Consider the following 20762-nt stretch of genomic DNA (forward strand, 5'->3'; position numbering starts at 1 on the left):
CGCGGCAGGCGCCTGCATTCCCTATATCCTTTGTCAGGAAAGAGGATCGACGATGTCTGACACGCTGTCTCCGGCAGATGCCGGGAAATTCGCGGCCGCCATGGCCTCCGTTGCCGAGATCGAGGACGGGATGACCGTCGGGCTCGGCACCGGCTCCACCGCGGCCTGGATGGTCCGGGCGCTGGCCAAGCGGGCGAAGGACGAGGGGTTGCGGCTCACCTGCGTGCCGACCTCCGAGCGCACCGCCGGGCTGGCCCGCGCGCTGGGTCTGACGGTCGTGTCCCTCGACGATGTCGACCGCATCGACATCACCATCGACGGCGCCGACGAATTCGACGGCCACATGCGGCTGATCAAGGGCGGCGGCGCGGCGCATCTGCGCGAGAAGCTGGTCGCCGCGGCCTCGGACCGGATGATCGTCATCACCGACCCCTCGAAGGATGTCGAGACGCTGGGCGCCTTCCCGCTGCCGATCGAGGTGATCCCCTTCGGCTGGAAGGGCACCGTGCAGCGCATCCAGGACGTCCTGGCCGCCTCCGAGGTGGACGGCCGCGAGACTGCCCTGCGGATGAAGGACGGCGCGCCGGTCCTGACCGACCAGGGCAACTACGTCATCGACGCGCATCTCAAGCGCATCGCCGATCCGGAATCGCTGTCCATGGCGCTGGCGGACATCCCCGGCGTGGTCGAGCACGGGCTCTTCATCGGGCTCTGCGACACGGTCATCATCGGCCATCCCGACGGCAAGCACGAAACCCGCATGCATGACACGGCGCCCGCCTGGGGCGATGTCATCATGGAACTGGCGGCCCTCCTCCCCACCGCCTGACTGAGTTAGCGAAGGACATCTCCCATGAGTTTCGATTACGACCTGTTCGTCATTGGCGGCGGCTCCGGCGGCGTGCGCGCGGCGCGCGTGGCGGCGGCAGAGGGCGCGAAGGTTGGCCTCGCAGAGGAAAGCCGCATGGGCGGCACCTGCGTGATCCGCGGCTGCGTGCCGAAGAAGCTGATGGTCTTCGCCTCCTCCTATCCCGGCCACATGTCCGATGCCGCGGCCTATGGCTGGGACGTCACCGCCGGCGGCTTCGACTGGCAGAAATTCAAGGGCCAGCTCGAGACCGAGCTGAACCGGCTGGAAGGCGTCTACGAGCGTCTCTTGAACAATTCCGGGGTGGAGTGGTTCAAGCACCGCGCCGTGGTCACCGACGCCCATACCGTGATGCTGGACAACGGCGAGTCGAAGACCGCCAAGACCATCCTGATCGCGACCGGCGGCTGGCCCTTCGTGCCGGAATTCCCCGGCCATGAACTCGCCGTCACCTCGAACGAGATGTTCCATCTCGAGGAGCTGCCGAAGCGCCTGCTGATCGTCGGCGGCGGCTATATCGCCTGCGAATTCGCCGGCATCATGAACGGGCTCGGCGTCGAGGTGACCCAGTTCTTCCGCGGCGAGCAGATCCTGCGCGGCTTCGACCGCGAGACCGTCGACCTGGTGGCCGAGCAGATGGGCAAGGCGGGGATCGAGCTCTGCGCCCACACCAACACCGTGTCGATGGAGAAGACCGCGGACGGCATCCTCGTCCACGGCACCGACGGCTCGCAGCGGGTCTTCGACCTCGTCATGTTCGCGACCGGGCGCAAGCCCAACACCGACAGCCTGGGCCTCTTCGAGCTGGGCATCGAGATGGCCCCGAACGGCGCCATCAAGGTCGACGAGTTCAGCCAGACCAAGGTCTCGTCGATCTACGCGATCGGCGATGCGACCGACCGCGTCAACCTGACGCCGGTGGCGATCCGCGAGGGCATGGCCTTCGTCGAGACCGTCTTCAAGGGCAACCCGACGGCGGTCGACCACGACCTGATCCCTTCGGCGATCTTCACCCAGCCCGAGATCGGCACGACCGGCATCTCGGAAGAGGACGCCAAGGCGCAGGGAATCGCCGTCGACATCTTCACCACCTCCTTCAAGGCGATGCAGTCGGGCTTCGCCGGGCGCGAGGAGCGGGTCTTCATGAAGCTGATCGTCCGCAAGGAGGATGATGTTGTCCTCGGATGCCACATCGTGGCACCCTCTGCGGGCGAGATGATCCAGCTGGCGGGGATTGCCGTGAAGATGGGAGCGACCAAGGCCGATTTCGACCGTACCTGCGCGGTGCATCCGACCATGGCGGAGGAGCTGGTGACCATGCGGAACCCGACCCGCAGCGCTTGAATCCGCGGGCGGCGATCCGCATTTCTCTCAAGAACGTGATAGAACACGGGGAAGTATCACATATGGCAAATTCCGGAGGACCCTGGGGCGGCGGCAACCGCGGCTCGGGAGGGGGGAACGACAACCGCGGCGGAGGCCGGAAGCCCGGCGGAGACGGGTCCCAGATCCCGGAGATCGACGAGATCATGAAGAAGGGGCAGGAACAGCTCCGCGTGATCCTCGGCGGCCGCGGCGGCAAGGGCGGCGGCAATGGCGGCGGCTTCGGCGGCGGCGGGTTCAAGATGAACCGCGGCACCTGGGGGCTGGTCGGCGTGGCCGTTCTGGGCTTCTGGCTCTACAATTCGCTCTACACGGTCCGTCCGGAAGAGAACTCGGTGGAGCTCTTCCTCGGCAAGTACAGCCAGACCGGCACCGAGGGCCTGAACTTCGCGCCCTGGCCCTTCGTCACCCATGAGGTCATCCCGGTCTCGGTCGAACGCGTCGAGGAGCTGGGCGTCGGCCGCAGCCGCGCGCGCGGCGACGACGATGGCGGGCTGATGCTGACCACCGACGAGGCGGTCGTGGATATCGACTACCAGGTGGTCTGGAACGTCACCGACGCGGCGGCCTTCCTGTTCAACCTGCGCGATCCGCAGATGACCGTGCGCGCCGTGTCCGAATCGGCGATGCGCGAGATCATCGCCCAGTCCGAGCTGGCGCCGATCCTGAACCGCGACCGCGGGCTGATCCAGGACATGGCGCACGAGCTGATCCAGGCGACGCTCGACAGCTACGGGGCGGGGATCAACATCGTCCGGGTCAACCTCGACAAGGCCGACCCGCCCGAGGAGGTCATCGACAGCTTCCGCGAGGTCCAGGCGGCCGAGCAGGAGCGCGACCGGCTCCAGCGCCAGGCCGATGCCTATGCCAACCGGGTGCTCGCAGGCGCGCGCGGCGAGTCCGCGCAGCTGGTCGAGGAAGCCGAAGGCTACCGCGCCCGCGTGATCAACGAGGCCCAGGGCGAGGCCAGCCGCTTCAGCGCGGTTCTGGAACAGTACCGCCTGGCCCCCGACGTCACCCGCGAGCGCCTCTATCTGGAAACGATGGAGAAGGTGCTCGGCGACGTGGACAAGGTCCTGCTCGACCCGGCCCTGGCCGGCGAGGGCGGCAGCGGGGTCGTGCCCTACCTGCCGCTGAACGAGCTGCGGCGCCCGGACAGCCAGTGAGGAAGACGGACCAATGACCAAGATCCACTACATCATCATCGGTGCCGTCATCGCCGTCGTGCTGCTCTCCTCGTCGGTCTTCATCGTCGACGAACGGGAAAAGGCGCTGGTGCTGCGCTTCGGCCAGATCCAGTCGGTCAAGGAAGACCCGGGCCTGGCCTTCAAATGGCCCTTCATCAACGAGGTCGTGCGCTATGACGACCGCATCCTGTCGCTCGACACCACCACGATCGAGGTGACACCCTCGGATGACCGCCGCCTGGTGGTCGACGCCTTCGCGCGCTACCGGATCGCCGATCCGCGCCAGTTCCGCGAAGCGATCGGCACCGGCAGCCTGGCCACCGCCGAGAGCCGCCTCGAGGGCATCATCAACCCGCAGATCCGCGCCATCCTGGGCCAGGACGGCGTGACCTCGAACACGATCCTCTCCGAGGACCGGGCCGGGCTGATGCAGCAGATCACCGACGCCTCGCGCACCCGCGCGCAGTCGCTCGGGCTCGAGGTGCTGGACGTGCGGCTGAAGCAGACCAACCTGCCGGAGCAGAACCTGGAGGCGACCTTCGCCCGGATGCGCGCCGAGCGCGAGCGCGAGGCGGCCGACGAGATCGCCCGCGGCGAGGAAGCTGCCCAGCGGGTCCGCGCCCAGGCCGACCGGACGGTGGTGGAGATCACCTCCGAGGCGCGGCGCGAGGCGGAGATCACCCGGGGCGAGGCCGATGCCGAGCGCAACGGCATCTATGCCGAGGCCTATGGCCAGGACGAGGACTTCTTCCGCTTCTACCGCTCGCTGACTGCCTATGAGCGGGCGCTGAAATCCGGGAATTCCTCGCTGGTGATCACCCCGGACAGCGAGTTCTTCGACTATCTCGGCAGCCCGCAGGGGCGCTGATGTCGGTTCTGCTGACCGCGATCGGCTTCGTGCTGGTCTTCGAGGGGCTGGTCTTCGCGCTGTTCCCCTCGCGGCTGGAGGATCTGATCGAGACCCTGTCGCGCCTCACGATCGAGGCGCGCCGGGGGATCGGCCTGGGCGCGGTGGCGGCGGGGGTCCTGCTCCTGTGGCTGGTGCGCAGCCTCGGCGGCTGAGCGGTCCGGCAGGATCGGGAAATGACAGGACGGGCGCTCTTCGGGGCGCCCGTTTTCCGTTGGGGCCGGGACACGCGGCCCATGCCGGACCCGGCTGCCGCTGCGCCCGGAGGCCCGGCCGGTCGCGGTCCGGCCAGTGCGCTGCGGCGAGGGCGGTGCGGTCGGCTGCGGGGCGGAAATGCGGGATCGGGAATTGCGGCGGAGACAGGGCCGTCTGCCGCATCTGCCGCTCTGGGCGTACGCCGCGCGTGGCCACCGACCGGTCAGGGCGCTGCTGCGGGGCGCGGTCGGTGCATGAGCAGCCGGGCCGCGGAGCTGCGGCGTGGCTGCCGGACCCGGCTGCCGCTGTGCCCGGAGGCCAAGTGAGGCCGCGGTCCGGCCAGTGCGCTGCGGCGAGGGCGGTGCGGTCGGAGGGGCTGGCTGGAGATTCGCGGTGGCGGCGTGGCTTTGGCGGACCCTGGCCTGGAGGCCGGGTGTGGCCGCGGTCCGGCCAGTGCGCTGCAGAGAGGGGGGGCGGCTGGGGAGCTGGCACGCTGAGCGGGGCTCTGCGGCAGAGCGGCGGCCGCCGCAGCGGGCGGCCGGGAGGGGGCGCGGGGGCGCCCCCGGGGGATCACATGCCGGGCAGTTTCATGTCGGCGGGCAGGCCCATGCTCTCGGCAAGCTTGCCCATCTCGGACTGGGCGCGCTGCGCGGCGCGGGCCTGGGTGTCCTTGATCGCGGCCAGGATCAGGTCCTCGGCCATTTCCTTGTCCTCGGGGGAGAAGACCTTCGGGTCGATCTCAAGGCTCTTGAGCTCGCCCTTGGCGGTGGCGGTGGCGCGGACCAGCCCGGCCCCGGCCTCGCCCTCGACGATGATCGTGTCGAGCTCGTCCTGCAGGGCAGCCATCTTCGACTGCATCTCCTGCGCGGCCTTCATCATCTTGCCCATGTCGCCGAGGGCGCCCAGACCTTTCAGCATCGCGGTTCTCCCGTGTTTCGCGTGTTCCGGCCGGATCTAGGGACTCGCGCGATCCGGCACAAGCGCCAAGCGCTCATTCCGATTCGAAGGGATCCCAGTCCTCGTCGACTTCCTCGATCTCCGGCAGCGCCTCGGCGGCGGCTGCCTCCTCGGGGGTGGCGACGGGCAGGATCTCGACCAGCCGCGCCCCGGGCAGCGCCGAGAGCACCGCGGCGATGCCGGGATGGGCCCGGGCATGGTCGAGCGCGCGGGACTTCTCGGCGTCGCGCGCCTCGGCCACGGTCGGACGGCCGCCCTCGTTGGAGACGGTGACGGCCCAGCGGGCGCTGGTCCATTGCTGCAGCCGCGTGCCGAGCTTGGCCGCCAGGTCGCGCGCGGCGCCCGGGGCGGGGGTGAACTCGATCCGGCCGGGGCTGTAGGAGACCAGGCGGATGCCGGTCTCGGCCTCGACCAGGAGATGCATGTCGCGTTTCTCGCGGATCAGCTCCAGCACGGCGTCGAAGGTCGGAAAGGCGGCCAGCGCCGTGGCGGGCCGGGCGGCGGGCTGGGCCATGGCGGCGCTGCCGCCGCCGGACATGCGCACCGGCTGGGCGGCGGCGGGGGTCCCGGCGCGCGCGCCCTGGCCTGCCGGGGCGGGGGCCGGGCTGCCGGGCTGCGGCGCGGGGGCCGGGGCGGGCATCGACTGCAGCTTGCGGATCAGCTCGTCGGGCGGCGGCAGGTCGGCGACATGGGTCAGCCGGATCACCGCCATCTCGGCGGCCATCATCGCATTCGGCGCGGCGGCGACTTCCTCCAGCGCCTTCAGCAGCATCTGCCACATCCGCGTCAGCGCGCGCATCGGCAGCCGGCCGGCCAGCTCGGCGCCGCGGGCGCGCTCGTCCGGCGGCAGGGTCGGATCCTCGGCCGCCTCGGGGGTGATCTTGATGACCGAGAGCCAGTGGGTGATCTCGGCCAGGTCGCGCATCACCGCCATCGGATCGGCGCCGTCGGCATATTGCTGCGCCAGCTCGGCCAGCGCCTCGGCGGCGCGGCCGCCCATGATCATGTCGAAGAGGTCGAGCACCCGGCCGCGATCGGCGAGGCCGAGCATCGCGCGGACCTGCTCGGCCGTGGTCGCGCCCGCGCCGTGGCTGATCGACTGGTCGAGCAGCGAGGTCGCGTCGCGGGCCGAGCCCTCGGCGGCGCGCACGATCAGCGCCAGCGCGTCCTCGCCGATCTCGGCGCCTTCCGAGGCGGCGATCCGCGCAAGCATCGCCATCATCACCTCGGGCTCGATCCGGCGCAGGTCGAAGCGCTGGCAGCGACTGAGCACGGTGACCGGGACCTTGTTGATCTCGGTGGTGGCGAAGATGAATTTCACGTGGGCCGGCGGTTCTTCCAGCGTCTTGAGGAGCGCGTTGAACGCGCTCTTCGAGAGCATGTGGACCTCGTCGATGATGAAGATCTTGTAGCGCGCCTGCGAGGGCGCATAGGCGACGGTGTCGAGCACCATCGAGCGGATGTCGTCGATGCCGGTATTGGAGGCCGCGTCCATCTCCAGCACGTCGACATGGCGGCCCTCGGAGATCGCGCGGCAATGCTCGCAGCGGCCGCAGGGCTGGGTGGTGGGACCGCCCTGGCCGTCGGCGCCGATGCAGTTCATGCCCTTGGCGATGATCCGCGCGGTCGTCGTCTTGCCGGTGCCGCGGATGCCGGTCATGATGAAGGCCTGCGCGATCCGCCCCGCCTGGAAGGCGTTCTTCAGCGTGCGGACCATGGCCTCCTGGCCCATCAGGTCGTCGAAGGTCTCGGGGCGGTACTTGCGCGCCAGCACGCGGTAGCCCTGATCGGTGTCGCTCATGCCCTGTCCTGTCCGATGCCGTCGGTGCACCCTAGTCGCTGCGCCGGGCCGGGTCCAGTCCCGGGCAGGGGGGCGGGGGCAGGGGGTTAGGGCTCAGCCGAAGAGCCGCCCGAAGGCCATGGCCGCGCCCGCGTCGCCGCTGACCTTGAGCCGGCCCAGCATCACCGCCTTGACCGGGCCGAGCCCGCCCTCGAGGATGCTGCCGAACGTGTCGGGCGTGCCGATGATGGCGCAGTCCGCGCGGTCGTCGCTGCGATAGGCGCGGGTGCCGGTGATCAGGATATTGCCCGCGCCGCGGATCCGCAGGCTGACGGATTTCTCCATCGGCTGGTGCTGCAGCTTCAGGTTGAGGGCCTCGAGCAGCCCTTCGAGGATGTTGCGCTCCATCTGGTCCCCTCCCATGCGCGTCCGCAGCCAGCTTGCGCGCAGGCGCGCGCCGGTAAAGCGGAGCGTCGCGTCACGCCGCGGATTACATGGCGGAAACATGGGGGGTGTGGTGAGAGGCTGGACAACGACCCAAGCGGGGCTCGTTACGGCTGCTTCCTTCCGGACCTGACCGGGTTGGCGAGGTGCCTGCCCGCGCCAACCTCTCGAGCGGTCATCTACGTGCTCGCGGCGCGGGGTTCAACCCCCCTGCGCCGGGAAAGGCGGGCTCTTGCGGGCCGTATGTGTTCACCTATGCACATAAGTTACGGTTTCTTTCAAGAATTATGCGTTTATCTATAGGGAGAACAGAAACAGCCGCTTCGAGGAGAGGGACATGAAAACCGTTGCCGTACTGACCGGCTCGCTGCGCCGGGACTCGCTCAACCGCAAATTCGCCGAGGCGCTTGCCCGGCAGGCCGGGGACCGGCTGGAGTTCCGCTTCGTCGATATCGACCTGCCGCTCTACAACGAGGATCTCTGGGAGACCCCGCCGGAGAAGGTCCTGGCGATGAAGGCCGCCGTCGAGGAGGCCGATGCCGTGCTGATGGTGACGCCGGAATACAACCGCTTCTTCTCGCCCGCGCTGAAGAACGCGATCGACTGGGGCACCCGTCCGCGGGGCCGCAATTCCTGGGCCGGGAAGCCCGCCGCCGCGATCGGCTCCACCCCCGGGGCGCTCGGGGCGCTGGCGGCGGTGCTCGCGCTTTCCAGCCAGATGAGCGTGGTCGGCATGACCGTGATGGCCCAGCCCGGCGTCTACATGAGCCTGCGCGAGGACAGTTTCGACGCCGGGGGCGGGATTGCCGATCCGGGCACGCGGGGGTTCCTCGACAGCTTCCTCGACGCCTTCGCGGACTGGGCTGCAACCAAGGGGTGAAGCCGGGCGGCATTCCGCCGTCTTCACCGCAACGTCATACCAGATAGAAGGAATTTCCTGTAGGCTGGCGCTCGTGCAGAGGAACAGCAGAGGTGTGTTCAGGTGTTCCAGCCCCATCTTGCAGCCATCCGGTTCGGGACCGGCCGCAGCCCGGTCCATCCCGATCCGCAATCCGCAGACAGCATGCTGGCCGCGCTGGCGGCAGAGGATCCCGGCCCGGCCGCCTTCCCGGTCTCGCCGATGAGCGATGCCGTCCACTGGGTCGCGCCCTATCGCGAGCTGCAGAAGGCCAGGCGCAACGGCAAGAATGTCGCCGCCGACATGCAGGAGATGCAAATGGAGATCCGCAAGGCCGAGCGGACGCTCTGGATCCAGGGGGTCTCGGCGACGCTGGCGCGCGGCATCGCCGCCGAGGACGGCTTCCGCGACCGGCTGGCCCTGTTCTGGGCGGACCATTTCACCGTGGCGGGACGCGGCGTCTTTCTCAAGCAGCGTGCGGACACCTTCGTGGATGAAGCCATCCGCCCGCATGTCGGCGGCCGCTTCGCGGACATGCTGAAGGCGGCGGAGCTGCATCCGGTGATGCTGCGCTATCTCGACCAGATCGCCTCGATCGGGCCCGAGTCGAAGATGGCGCAGAACCGGCCCGCCGGGCGGGGCGGTCTGAACGAGAATCTCGGCCGCGAGCTCCTCGAGCTGCACACGCTCGGGGTGAACGGGTCCTACGGCCAGGCGGATGTGCGCCAGATGGCGGAGCTGCTGGCCGGGGTGACGATGAACCAGGACCTGGAGATGGTCTTCCTGCGCAGCCGCGCCGAGCCCGGGGCGGAGCATGTGGCGGGCTTTTCCAGCAGCGCCGACAAGGACCGGCTGAAGGACGTGCTCGACGCGCTCGACTATCTCGCGGTCCATCCCGACACCGCGGCGCATCTGAGCCGCAAGCTGGCCGTGCATTTTGTCTCGGACACGCCCGACGAGGATCTCGTGGCGGCGATGACCGCGCGCTATGCGGAAACCGGCGGCGACCTGGCACAGGTCTATGACGCGATGCTGTCGCATCCCGCCGCCTGGGCGCCGGAGCTGCAGAAGGTCAAGCGGCCGGTCGATTTCGTCATCAGCGGGCTGCGCGCGCTCGGCGCCGATCCCGCGGCGCTGCCCGCGCAGGCGCGCGAGACGCCGAAGCTCGTCTATCGCGACCTGCTGAACCCGATGCGCTTCATGGGGCAGAGCTGGAACGATCCCGACGGGCCGAATGGCTGGCCGGAGGAGGCCGAGGCCTGGGTCACCGCCAGCGCCCTGTCGGAACGGATGAAATGGGCGATGCGCGCGGCCACGATGGCCGGCGTGCCGGAGATGGCCGAGCCGGTCGCGCTGGTCGAGACCGCGCTCGGGCCGCTGGCCGGCGAGCAGGTCCGCTTTGCCGCGGGCGCCGCCGAGACCCGCAGGGAAGGGATCGGCCTCGTGCTGGTCTCGCCCGAGTTCCAGAGACGCTAGGACAGGAGACGTGACCATGCAGGATCTTTCCGGCACTGGCGGCCTGACGCGCCGCGCGCTGCTTCGCGGCTTCACCGGCTGCTGCCTGGCAGCGAGCCCCTTGGTGACGCCGATCACCCTGGCCTCGGCGCCCTCCGACAACCGCCTGGTGGTCATCGTGCTGCGCGGCGCGATGGACGGTCTAGACGTGCTGCGCCCGGTGGGCGATCCGGACTATGCCGCGCTGCGCCCGAAGCTGCTTTCCGCGGCGGGGGCGCAGCCGCTCGACGGGTTCTTCGAGCTGCACGAGAATTTCGCGCCGCTGATGCCGCTCTGGGAACAGGGGCAGCTGGGCTTCGCCCATGCGGTCTCCACGCCCTATCGCGACAAGCGCAGCCATTTCGAGGGGCAGGACATCCTCGAGGCGGGGCTCCCCTCGGTCGAGGGCGCGGGGGCGCGCGATTCGGGCTGGCTGAACCGGCTGGCCGGGCTGATGCCGGGCGCCTCGGCGCGCACCGCCTTCGCGGTCGGGCGCGAATCCGACCTGATCCTGCGCGGCGACGCGCCGTCCAGCAGCTGGTACCCGCAGCCCTCCGCCGGGCTCAGCGCCCAGGCGCGGCGGCTGGCGGAGCTGGTCTTCGACGACGATCCGCTATTCAGCGCGCGCGCCGCGCAGATGTTCGAGCTGGCCGAGGAGGAGGCCGCGGCCGCCGACCGCAGCCAGCCGCAGCATCTGCAGGTGGCCGACTACCTGGCGCAGCAGCTGCAGGCCGAAACCCGGCTGGCGGCGTTCTCGATCACCGGCTGGGACACCCATGGCGGCCAGGTGGGGGCGCTGAAGAAGCCGATGAAGGAGCTCTCCGAGACGATCCTGCGGTTGCAGAAGAGCCTGGGGCCGGTCTGGGACCGCACGGCGGTGATCGCGATGACCGAATTCGGCCGCACCGCGCGGGAGAACGGCACCGGCGGCACCGATCACGGCACCGGCGGCGCGATGCTGATGGCCGGGGGCGCGGTGCGCGGCGGCAAGGTCTTCGGCGACTGGCCGGGGCTCGGCGAGGCGGCGCTCTACGACCGGCGCGACCTGATGCCGACCGCCGATGTGCGGGCGCTGGCGGCCGGGGCGATCCGGACGCTCTACGGCACATCGGCGGGCGATCTGGAATCGACGGTCTTCCCGGGGCTCGACATGGCCGGGGCGCCGCAGATCGTGCTGTGATCCCGTGCCCCGGACCGGGGCGCGAGGTTTCACGAAACTGACACCGGACTGTCATGCAGCTGTTGCCGTGCGGGACGACCTGTGGCGCGTTTTGCACCGCAACCAAGGGAATCCCCCATGACTGCACGGCTTCTGTGCCTGACTTCCGTCCTCGCGCTGACCGCGGGCGCCGCGTCGGCCGAGATGAATTTCAATCGCGTCGCCAGCTTCGCGACCTGGCACAACATGGCTGCGGGCGAGGACACCAGGCGCCCGACCTCGCCGGAGATCATCGTCGCCACGCCCGACGGCAATACGCTGGTCTATTCCGACAGCCCGCTGGGGGTGATCGGCCTCGTCGACATCGCCGACCCGGCGAGCCCGCAGCCCCTGGGCAATATCGACATGGGCGGCGAGCCGACCTCGGTCGCTGTCGTGGGCGGTCTCGCCTTCGCGGCGGTCAATACCTCGGCCTCCTACGCCGATCCCTCGGGCAAGCTGGTGACGATCGACCTGGCCTCGAAGGAGGTCGTGGCCGAATGCGATCTCGGCGGCCAGCCGGACAGCATCGCGGCCGCCAAGGATGGCAGCTTCCTGGCCGTGGCGATCGAGAACGAGCGCGACGAGGATGCCGGCGACGGCCGCGTCGGCCAGATGCCCGCGGGCTGGCTGTCGCTGATCGGCCTGACCGGCGAGGGCGCCGACTGCGCCAGCCTGAAGGCCGTCGAGCTGACCGGCCTGGCGGAGATCGCGCCGGAAGACCCCGAGCCCGAATATGTCGACATCAACGCCGCGGGCGAGACCGTCGTCACGCTGCAGGAGAACAACCACCTGGTCGTCGTCTCGAAAGAGGGCGAGATCCTCGGCAGCTTCTCCGCCGGATCGGTGGACCTGACCGAGGTCGACCTGGAGGACGACCGCGCCTCGATCCGGCCGGTCAGCGAGCAGCCGGGGCGCCTGCGCGAGCCCGACACCGTGAAATGGATCGATGCCGAGCATTTCGCCACCGCCAACGAGGGCGACATGGATGGCGGCAGCCGCGGCTGGACCATCTGGAACAAGGACGGCTCGGTGGCCTACGAGTCGAACTCTTCCTTCGAGCATGCGCTGATCGCCATCGGCCACTACCCGGACAAGCGCTCCGACGCGAAGGGCGTGGAGCCCGAATCCCTGGCCTTCGGCACGATCGAGGGCACGCCCATGGCCTTTGTCGGCTCCGAGCGCGGCGGCGCCTTCGGCGTCTATGACGTGACCGATCCGGCGACTCCGGTGCTCAAGCAGCTGCTGCCCTCGGGCATCGGGCCGGAGAGCTTCGCGGTGATCGAAAGCCGCGGCCTGGTCGCCTCGGCCAACGAGACCGACCTGATCGAGGATGGCGGCGTGCGCGCGCATGTCATGCTCTACGAGTACCAGGACGCCCCGGCTTCCTATCCCGACCTGACCACGGACGGGCTGCGCGACGCGGACGGCGTGCTGGTCGGCTGGGGCGCGATCTCGGGGCAGGTGGCCGCGGAGGACGGCACGCTCTACGCCGTGTCCGACAGCTTCTACGGCAACCAGCCGACGATCTTCCATATCGACGTCTCCTCGCATCCCGCGAAGATCGTCGACGCGATCCGCGTGACCCGCGGCGGCGAACCGGCGCAGAAGCTCGACATGGAGGGCATTACGCTCGACGGCGACGCCTTCTGGATCGCCAATGAGGGCAACACCGAGAAGGGCGTGCCGCATGCGATCTACAAGGTCGGCATGGATGGCGAGATCCTCGAGGAAGTCGCGATCCCCGAGGCGCTGGCCGCCAACGAGGTCCGCTTCGGCTTCGAGGGCATTGCCAGGATCGGCGATACGCTGTGGATGGCCGTCCAGCGCGAGTGGAAGGACGATCCGGAGAACACCGTGAAGCTCGTCGCCTACACGCCCGCGACCGGCGAATGGGGTGCGGTGCGCTATCAAAAGGCCGCAGCCGAGACCGGCTGGACCGGCCTGAGCGAGATCACCGCCCATGGCGACTATGTCTATGTCGTGGAGCGCGACAACCAGATCGGCGAGAACGCGGTGACGAAGAAGATCTACCGCATCCCCGCCGCCGAGATGGTGCCCGCCGCGCTGACCGGCGACGACATGCCGGTCGTCTCGAAAGAGGAGGTGCGCGACCTGCTGGCCGACCTGACCGCGACGGGCGGTTTCGTCCTCGACAAGGTCGAGGGGCTGGCGATCGCCGCGGACGGAACCGCCTGGGTTTCGACCGACAATGACGGCGTCGACGACCATTCGGGCGAGACGATGTTCTTCTCGATCGGCAAGATTGAGTGAACTGCTTCAAATTTAAACTTTTGAAATCGCCGGAATCTCCGGTGAGGATACAGAGGGGCCCCTTGCGGGGCCTCTTTTTCCTTTCCGACTACGGTCACTGCGGCGAATCCCGACTTGCCGGCCAAGGGGTATTGCCTTTACGGAAGCATTCGCTCCACTTGCGAGCCTATAAAAGAGGCTCCGACTCGTGACTCAACTACCCGTGCACTCCTTGGACGGGCGGCTCTTGCGGCTGTTCTTGGAAGTCTATGAATGCAATTCGGTCAGCCGGGCGGCAGAGCGCCTGGGCCTGACGCAATCGACAGTGAGCCATGGGCTCGAACGGCTGCGCCGCGCACTTGGCGACGCGCTCTTCGTGCGCGACGGCCGCAATATCGTCCCGACGGCGCAGGCCGATTTCCTGGCGCCGCGGATCCGCAATGCCCTGGCGGCGCTGGAGACGCTCTCGGCGCCGCAGGAATTCAATCCCTCGCGGGAGGTCCGGCCGGTCACGATCGCCTGCAATTCCCACGAGCTCAATGACGAGATGACGGCGATCTACCGGCGGCTGCAATCCGAGGCGCCCGATCTGCCGGTGCGCTTCCTGCCGCTGGGCAGCTACGCCAATCTGCGCCCGATGCTCGATGACAGCGGCGTCGACCTGGTGATCGGCGTGCGGGTCGGCCCCTATGGCCCGGAATACGAGAGCCAGCCCTTCCTGCGCGACCGGATGGCGGTGTTCTACGATCCGGCCCATCGCGGCCCGGTGGAAACGCTCGAGGACTATGCCGAGGCGCGCCATGCGACGCTGAATTTCGGCGGCAACCAGCCCTCGCTTCTCGACCGGCGCTTCACCGAGCTGGGGCTCGACCGGCAGATCTTCCTGCAGGCGACGAATATCCCGCTTCTGGCCGACCTGATCCGCGGCACGCCGCTGATCACCACGATGCAGGCGCGGTTCTTCACCGGCGCCTTTGCCGGGCTGGCGCATTGCCCGCCGCCGGTGAAGCTGCCGCGGCTGCAATACGATCTGGTGTGGCACGGCCGCCAGAGCGAGTCGCGCCGCCATACCTGGCTGCGCCGGGCGATCTTCGAGGCGGCCGGCACCGCGGACTGAGCGCTCAGCGGCCGGAGCCGAAGCGCGCCTGCCAGCTGGGCACCGGATCGCCGGGCAGCGCGGTGGCGGAATGGACCCCGCGGGCGATGGCGCGGGCCAGGCAGATCGCCGCGGCATGGCCGAGCTGCATCTCCTGGGCCAGCGGATCGGTCAGCGGATGCGCGCCGGTCGCCGCGGCGAAGACCAGATCGCCGTCAAGCGGGGTATGCGAGGGCAGGATCGCGCGCGCCATGCCGTCATGGGCCGCGACCGCCATGCGATGGGCCTGGGCCTTGGTCAGCTGGGCATCGGTGGCGACGATGGCGATGGTGGTCGACTCGCCGAGCGCGCGGGGCAGCGCGGCCTCCAGGAGCGGCGGCGCCGCCTGCGCCATGCCGCGGCCGCCGAATTCCGCCCCGGCCTCCCAGGGCGCCGCCCAGAATTCCGGCCCGTCGCCCACCGTCACGCTGCCGAGCGCATTGACCGCGACCAGCGCGCCGACAGTCAGCCCCGAGGGCAGCAGGAAGGAGGCGGAGCCGAGCCCGCCCTTCAGCGGCCCGGCCGTGGCGCCGGTGCCCGCGCCGGTGCTGCCCAGGTCGAAGACCGGGCCCGCCGTGGCCAGCGCCCGCGCGCCGAGCGCGGGATAGGGGCTCTCGCTCCAGGTCTTGTCGCCGCCATTGAGCAGGTCGAAGAGGATCGCGGCCGGGACGATCGGCACCTTCTGGCTGCCCACCTGGAAGCCGCGCCCCATCGCGCGCAGCCCCGCCATCACCCCGGAGGCGGCGTCGAGCCCGAAGGCCGAGCCGCCCGAGAGCACCAGCGCGTCCACCCCCTGCACCAGCTTGTCCGCGGCCAGCGCGTCGGTCTCGCGCGTGCCGGGCGCGCCGCCCATCACATGCACCGCCGCGGTGAAGGGCCGGTCGGCCGTCAGCACCGTTACGCCGCTGCGCAGCGCCTGGTCCGCGGCATTGCCGACGCGCAGCCCTGCGACATCGGTGATGAGGTTGCGTTCCCCAGGGATCATCATGGCCTTCGCCCTTTCCGCCGCGCTTCGCCTTCCTTATATAAGCCGCAGGTCGCCCCAAGCCGAAAGGCCTTTGACATGCCGGATCCCGCCCTGCGCCTGACGCCGGACGGTCCCGAGGGGCCGGATCCGCACCGGAACCCGCACGCCCGCGCAGGCGTTCCGCCTGCGGATGAACTGACAGACATGACGCCAGCCCGGACCTGTCCGGCCGGGCGGCGCCGCGGCCGTCCCGGCAGCGCGGCGGAGACGGAGAGATGACACCATGATGCGGAAACTGAGCCTGATCCTCTTTGCGGGGATCGTCGTGATCGCCGCCGCCTTCCTCAGCTACACGCTGCCCAGGCAGTACGTGGTCCGGGTGGTCAATACCGAGACCCAGCGAATGGACACGTCCGGAAGCTGGTTCTTCGCCAATTCCGAGAAGTCCGGCTCCGACGGCACCCGCGACATCTACATCATCCAGACGATCCGCGAGGGCGGCAAGCCGAAGGTGTTCCGCAACGAGGATACCGGCTGGGGCTGGCCGCCCTATTTCAAGTTTGACAGCGCCAATGTGCAGGCCGAGGCTTCGGACCTGATCTCCTCGGCGGACAACCCGAACTGGGCGCTGGTCAAGAGCTACGGCTGGCGCAGCGAGATGTTCTCGATCTATCCCAACGCGCTGAAGGTGCGCAGCATCGCCACCCCGGAGGACAAGCCCTGGCCGGTCTTCAACATCATCGTCATCCTGGCGCTGATCGCGCTGGCGGGTCTGGCCTACCGGGCGATCCACCGGTTCTGGGACAAGCGCGTCGATCCGGTGATCGACCGCGTGGCGGATGTCTTCGACGGCGAGGACGAGGAGGAGGCGGCCAAGAGCGCCCCGGTCAAGAGCAAGGGCTGGTTCCGCCGCTGAGGCGCGGACACCCGGACGGAGAGGGGGCTGCGGCCCCCTTTTTCATGTCCGCCCTCCGCCCGGGCCGGGCAGGTGCGAGTCGCGGAGACGGACGCGCGCGCGAGGCGCCCGCGGGCCGGACGGGCGGGCTGTATTGCGGAGGGCCGGAGGGCGGGGCAGCGCGGTTAAGACCTCGCGGTTGCGGCAAGCCGCGGAACGGGCTGGGGAAGACCGGCGGCGTTAACCGTTTCTTCACTGATTTCCTAATGATAAGAACGGCTTGACGCGGTGCTGGAGGCGCGTCGCGCTTGACTCGGCGCGCGGTCCAGTGTACCAATTCAGGCAAGCTAGAAGAGATGGGCAAGGCACCCCGGGGCGACCCGGCAGGTGCCTTTTTTCGTCTCTGCTCGTGCGGTGTTTCACGCATGAGAGAGTAGGTTGGTACCCATGACGTTGATCTGTGCTGAGCAGGAAAACGGCGCCTCCGCGGCGATCTTCGCGGATGCCTTCGAGAAGTTCGAGCGCGCCTCGCGGGCTCTGAACGACATGATCCGGAAACTGGAAGACGGGGATTTCTCCGACGCGGCCGACGCCAGGAAGATCGTCGCCGCGCTGGATGCCGCGTCGGACAATGCCCTGAAAGCGAGGATGAAGCTCGATGAACGAAATAGGCAACGTGCCGGGATCGCACATGACTTCGCCATCGACTTCGATGCGGCCCGAACTGAGATCGGGCGCCGCCTGGCTTGCCTCCAGCGGGCAGGCGGTGAGGGATGAGTTCCTGGACGGACTGACCGAGGGAGCGCTTCTGGCGCTCCCTTACTGTTTCGAGTTCTGGGCGCTGCCGCACCAGCTGCCGCCCGATGGCGAGTGGAAGACCTGGGTGATCCTGGGCGGGCGCGGCGCGGGCAAGACCCGCGCCGGGTCGGAATGGGTGCGCCGAGAGGTGGAGGGGGCGCTGCCGCTCGACGCCGGACGCTCGCGCCGGGTGGCGCTGGTCGGCGAGACCTTCGACCAGGTGCGCGCCGTGATGATCGAGGGCGACAGCGGCATCCTGGCCTGCTCGCCGCCCGACCGGCGGCCGCAATGGGTCGCCTCGAAGAAGCGGCTGGAATGGCCGAACGGCGCGATTGCCGAGGCGTTCAGCGCGCATGAGCCCGAGGCCCTGCGGGGGCCGCAATTCGATGCCGCCTGGGTGGACGAGCTGGCGAAATGGAAACGCGCCGAGGATGCCTGGGACATGCTGCAGTTCAGCCTGCGGCTGGGGCAGACGCCGCGCCAGGTGGTGACGACGACGCCGCGCAATGTCGGCGTGCTGAAGCGCATCCTGGAGACGCCGAGCACGGCGGTGAGCCATGCGCCCACCGAGGCGAACCGCGCCTATCTGGCGGCGAGCTTCCTCGAGGAGGTGCGGGCGCGCTATGACGGCTCGCGGCTGGGCCGGCAGGAGCTTGACGGGCTGCTGCTGGAGGATGCCGAGGGCGCGATGTGGACCATGGGCATGCTGGAGGCGCTGGGCCTCGACCGGCCGCCGCAGATGGACCGCGTGGTCGTGGCGGTCGATCCGCCGGTGACGGGCCATGACGGCTCGGACGAATGCGGCATCGTCGTGGTGGGCGCGCGCACCCGCGGCCAGCCGCAGGACTGGCAGGCCTGCGTGCTGGAGGATGCCTCCGTCCGGGGGGCGAGCCCGCAGGTCTGGGCGCAGGCCGCGCTGGAGGCGATGGCGCGGCACGGCGCCGACCGGATGGTGGCCGAGGTCAACCAGGGCGGCGACCTTGTCGAGAGCGTGATCCGCCAGATCGACCCGCTGGTCGCCTTCCGCGCGGTGCGGGCCACCAAGGGCAAGGTGGCGCGGGCGGAGCCCGTGGCGGCGCTCTACGAGCAGGGGCGGGTGCGCCATGTGCGCGGGCTTGCCAGCCTCGAGGACCAGATGTGCCAGATGACGGCGCAGGGCTACCAGGGCAAGGGCAGCCCGGACCGCGTCGACGCGCTGGTCTGGGCGATGACCGAGCTGATGATCGTGCCCGCGCAGCGCTGGACCCGGCCGCGGCTGCGCGGCCTTTAACCTTCCGGCAACCACCATCGCACGGTGGATGCCCCGGGATTTAACCAAATTGGAACAATCTCGCCCTTGCCGGCGGGAAGCTGCTGGCGAAGCGGAACGAAGGAGCTGTGGCCGATGGTATTCGATTTTCTGAGGCGCGAGGGCGCGGCGGCCCCGGAACGGAAGGCATCGGCCGCAGGGCCGCTGATCGCCTGGTCCGGGGCCGGCAGGGTCGCCTGGTCGCCGCGCGATGTCGGTTCGCTGACCCGCAACGGCTTTGCCGGCAATCCGGTCGGCTTCCGCTCGGTGAAGCTGATCGCCGAGGCCGCGGCGGCGCTGCCCCTGGTGGTGCAGGATGCCTGCCAGCGCTACGACATCCATCCGGTCGGCGAGCTGATGGGCCGTCCCAATGCCGGGCAGGGCCGGGCGGAGTTCCTGGAGGCGCTCTACGGCCAGATCCTGCTCTCGGGGAACGGCTATGTCGAGGCGGCGGGCGGCGAGGACGGGCTGCCGGTGGAGCTGCATGTGCTGCGCTCGGACCGGATGTCGGTGATCCCGGGGACCGATGGCTGGCCGGTGGCCTACCAGTACGACGTGAACGGCCGGAAGCTGCGCTTCGACATGGGCGGCGGCGCGCAGCCGGTCTGCCATATCCGCAGCTTCCATCCGCAGGACGACCATTACGGGCTGGCGCCGATGCAGGCCGCGGCAGTGGCGGTCGATGTCCATAACGCCGCTTCGAAATGGTCGAAATCGCTTCTCGACAATGCCGCGCGGCCTTCGGGCGCGCTGGTCTACCGGACCTCGGACGGGCTGGGCTCGATGTCCGACGACCAGTACCAGCGGCTGGTCGACGAGATGGAGGCGAACTACCAGGGGGCGCGCAATGCCGGGCGGCCGATGCTGCTGGAAGGCGGGCTCGACTGGAAGCCGATGGGCTTTAGCCCGTCGGATATGGAGTTCCAGAAGACCAAGGAGGCGGCGGCGCGCGAGATCGCGCTGGCCTTCGGGGTGCCGCCGATGCTGCTGGGGATCCCCGGGGACGCGACCTATGCGAATTACCAGGAGGCCAACCGCGCCTTCTACCGGCTGACCGTTCTGCCGCTGGCGAGCCGTGTGGTGGCCAGCCTGAGCCACTGGCTGACGGGCTTCGCCGGGCACTGCGTCGAGCTGAAGCCCGATCTCGACCAGATCCCGGCCCTGGCGGCGGAGCGCGACGCGCAGTGGCGCCGGGTGGCGGAGGCCGATTTCCTGACCGCGGCGGAGAAGCGCCAGATGCTGGGCCTGCCGCCCCTGGAGGCGGAGGCGCCCGGTGGCTGACCTCAAGCGGATGCCGCAGGGCTCGCGCTTTCTCTTCGAGCCGTTCCAGTACGGGCCGAAGGAGTTCCAGGAGGCGCAGGAGAAGATCCTCGAGATGAAATTCGCAGCGGTCGATATGCGGCTGGAGCGGATCGAGGTGCTGATCGAGCGGATGGAGCGGCGGCTGTGGCTGACGGTCTACGGCGTGACCGCGACGATCCTCGCCCAGGCGGCGAAGACTTTGCTGACGATGACCCCGACAGGAGGGCCCTAGGATGTACCTGACAGGCAACGGACTCGAGCAGAAATTCTGCCGCTTCGACGAAGGGGTGGTGGTGACGGACGGCCAGGAGATCGAGGGCTATGCCAGCCTCTTCGGCGCCACCGACCAGGGCGGCGACGTGGTGGCGAAGGGCGCCTATGCGGCGAGCCTGGCCGCGCTTTCGGCGACGGGGCGGCGGGTGAAGCTCTTGTGGCAGCACGATCCGGCGCAGCCGATCGGCGTGTGGACCGAGGTGCGCGAGGATGCCCGCGGGCTCTATGTCAAGGGCCGCCTCCTGACCGAGGTCGAGAAGGGCCGTGAGGCCGCGCGGCTGATCGAGGCGGGGGCGATCGACGGGCTTTCCATCGGCTACCGCACGGTCCGGGCGTCGAAGGACGCCGAGGGGCGGCGGGTGCTCAACGAGGTGGAGCTGTGGGAAGTGTCGCTGGTGACCTTCCCGATGCTGCCTGCCGCGCGGCTGTCGCAGCCGGCCGCGGCGAAATCGGGAGATTCCGCAGAGGAGACCCTGCGGGACCTGGCGGGGGTGTTCCGGCATGCCCGCGAGCTGCTGGCCGGGCAAGGCTGAGCCAGCG

20 protein-coding genes and 1 other RNA gene are annotated in these 20762 nt (G+C 69.4%); 16 read left to right on the top strand and 5 right to left on the bottom strand.

Annotated elements, in window-relative coordinates:
• Positions 1-52: 52 nt before the first annotated feature.
• The 5 genes from rpiA (at position 53) to FGX59_RS03595 (ending at position 4500) form a co-directional block, all read left to right on the top strand.
• A complete protein-coding gene (rpiA, locus tag FGX59_RS03575) occupies positions 53-829 on the top strand; it encodes a ribose-5-phosphate isomerase RpiA (RefSeq protein WP_138465149.1) in 777 nt (258 codons plus the stop codon).
• A gap of 24 nt (positions 830-853) precedes the next feature.
• Complete coding sequence (gene gor / locus FGX59_RS03580) at positions 854-2212, top strand: glutathione-disulfide reductase (protein ID WP_138465150.1); 1359 nt, start codon at positions 854-856, stop codon at positions 2210-2212.
• Positions 2213-2274: 62 nt separating this feature from the next.
• On the top strand, positions 2275-3417 hold the full coding sequence (gene hflK, locus FGX59_RS03585; protein WP_138465151.1) for an FtsH protease activity modulator HflK: 1143 nt from the start codon (positions 2275-2277) through the stop codon (positions 3415-3417).
• A 13-nt stretch (positions 3418-3430) separates the two neighbouring features.
• On the top strand, positions 3431-4306 hold the full coding sequence (gene hflC, locus FGX59_RS03590; RefSeq protein WP_138465152.1) for a protease modulator HflC: 876 nt from the start codon (positions 3431-3433) through the stop codon (positions 4304-4306).
• Positions 4306-4500 carry a DUF2065 domain-containing protein gene (locus FGX59_RS03595; protein WP_138465153.1) on the top strand — a complete coding sequence of 65 codons (195 nt, stop codon included), beginning with the start codon at positions 4306-4308 and terminating at the stop codon, positions 4498-4500. The genes hflC and FGX59_RS03595 overlap by 1 nt, the downstream gene beginning before the upstream one ends.
• A 610-nt stretch (positions 4501-5110) precedes the next feature.
• Here the strand turns inward: FGX59_RS03595 and FGX59_RS03600 are convergent.
• The 4 genes from FGX59_RS03600 to ffs all read right to left on the bottom strand — a co-directional run bounded on the left by FGX59_RS03600 (position 5111) and on the right by ffs (position 7891).
• On the bottom strand, positions 5111-5458 hold the full coding sequence (locus FGX59_RS03600; RefSeq protein ID WP_138465154.1) for a YbaB/EbfC family nucleoid-associated protein: 348 nt from the start codon (positions 5456-5458) through the stop codon (positions 5111-5113).
• A gap of 73 nt (positions 5459-5531) precedes the next feature.
• The gene (locus FGX59_RS03605) at positions 5532-7298 is read right to left on the bottom strand and encodes a DNA polymerase III subunit gamma/tau (protein ID WP_138465155.1); all 1767 of its coding nucleotides are present in this window, start codon (positions 7296-7298) and stop codon (positions 5532-5534) included.
• A gap of 93 nt (positions 7299-7391) precedes the next feature.
• Positions 7392-7685 carry an SCP2 sterol-binding domain-containing protein gene (locus FGX59_RS03610; protein ID WP_171060497.1) on the bottom strand — a complete coding sequence of 98 codons (294 nt, stop codon included), beginning with the start codon at positions 7683-7685 and terminating at the stop codon, positions 7392-7394.
• A 107-nt stretch (positions 7686-7792) separates the two neighbouring features.
• Positions 7793-7891: signal recognition particle sRNA small type (gene ffs, locus FGX59_RS03615), an RNA gene on the bottom strand.
• Between the two features lie 167 nt (positions 7892-8058).
• Between ffs and FGX59_RS03620 the strand changes: the two genes are divergently transcribed.
• The 5 genes from FGX59_RS03620 (at position 8059) to FGX59_RS03640 (ending at position 14681) form a co-directional block, all read left to right on the top strand.
• Entirely contained in the window at positions 8059-8601 is a 543-nt protein-coding gene (locus FGX59_RS03620; protein ID WP_138465157.1) for an NADPH-dependent FMN reductase, read from the top strand.
• Between the two features lie 102 nt (positions 8602-8703).
• Complete coding sequence (locus FGX59_RS03625) at positions 8704-10095, top strand: DUF1800 family protein (protein ID WP_240722232.1); 1392 nt, start codon at positions 8704-8706, stop codon at positions 10093-10095.
• A 16-nt stretch (positions 10096-10111) separates the two neighbouring features.
• Positions 10112-11293, top strand: coding sequence for a DUF1501 domain-containing protein (locus FGX59_RS03630; protein WP_138465158.1), 1182 nt, complete (start codon positions 10112-10114; stop codon positions 11291-11293).
• A gap of 117 nt (positions 11294-11410) precedes the next feature.
• Complete coding sequence (locus tag FGX59_RS03635) at positions 11411-13585, top strand: esterase-like activity of phytase family protein (protein WP_138465159.1); 2175 nt, start codon at positions 11411-11413, stop codon at positions 13583-13585.
• Positions 13586-13811: 226 nt separating this feature from the next.
• Positions 13812-14681: a LysR family transcriptional regulator gene (locus tag FGX59_RS03640; RefSeq protein WP_171060498.1), complete on the top strand. Its 870-nt coding sequence runs from the start codon at positions 13812-13814 to the stop codon at positions 14679-14681.
• 4 nt (positions 14682-14685) lie between these two features.
• Here FGX59_RS03640 and FGX59_RS03645 read toward each other — a convergent pair whose 3' ends face one another.
• Positions 14686-15684: a P1 family peptidase gene (locus FGX59_RS03645; protein WP_138465314.1), complete on the bottom strand. Its 999-nt coding sequence runs from the start codon at positions 15682-15684 to the stop codon at positions 14686-14688.
• Positions 15685-15949: 265 nt separating this feature from the next.
• Here FGX59_RS03645 and FGX59_RS03650 point away from each other — a divergent pair, with 265 nt between their 5' ends.
• From FGX59_RS03650 to FGX59_RS03675, 6 genes are all read left to right on the top strand, one after another.
• Entirely contained in the window at positions 15950-16582 is a 633-nt protein-coding gene (locus FGX59_RS03650; protein WP_138465161.1) for a DUF1523 family protein, read from the top strand.
• Between the two features lie 426 nt (positions 16583-17008).
• On the top strand, positions 17009-17338 hold the full coding sequence (locus tag FGX59_RS03655; RefSeq protein ID WP_138465162.1) for a hypothetical protein: 330 nt from the start codon (positions 17009-17011) through the stop codon (positions 17336-17338).
• Complete coding sequence (locus tag FGX59_RS03660) at positions 17274-18629, top strand: DNA-packaging protein (RefSeq protein WP_138465315.1); 1356 nt, start codon at positions 17274-17276, stop codon at positions 18627-18629. Before FGX59_RS03655 ends, FGX59_RS03660 begins: the two co-directional genes overlap by 65 nt.
• 114 nt (positions 18630-18743) lie before the next feature.
• Positions 18744-19928 (top strand): phage portal protein, encoded by a 1185-nt coding sequence (locus FGX59_RS03665; RefSeq protein ID WP_138465163.1) that lies wholly within the window; start codon positions 18744-18746, stop codon positions 19926-19928.
• Positions 19921-20181 carry a hypothetical protein gene (locus tag FGX59_RS03670; protein ID WP_240722233.1) on the top strand — a complete coding sequence of 87 codons (261 nt, stop codon included), beginning with the start codon at positions 19921-19923 and terminating at the stop codon, positions 20179-20181. The genes FGX59_RS03665 and FGX59_RS03670 overlap by 8 nt, the downstream gene beginning before the upstream one ends.
• 1 nt (position 20182) lies before the next feature.
• A complete protein-coding gene (locus tag FGX59_RS03675; RefSeq protein ID WP_138465164.1) occupies positions 20183-20755 on the top strand; it encodes an HK97 family phage prohead protease in 573 nt (190 codons plus the stop codon).
• The last annotated feature ends 7 nt before the right edge of the window (positions 20756-20762 follow it).

It is taken from the genome of Poseidonocella sp. HB161398, assembly GCF_005870025.1.
In the GTDB taxonomy this organism is placed as follows: Bacteria; Pseudomonadota; Alphaproteobacteria; order Rhodobacterales; family Rhodobacteraceae; genus Mangrovicoccus.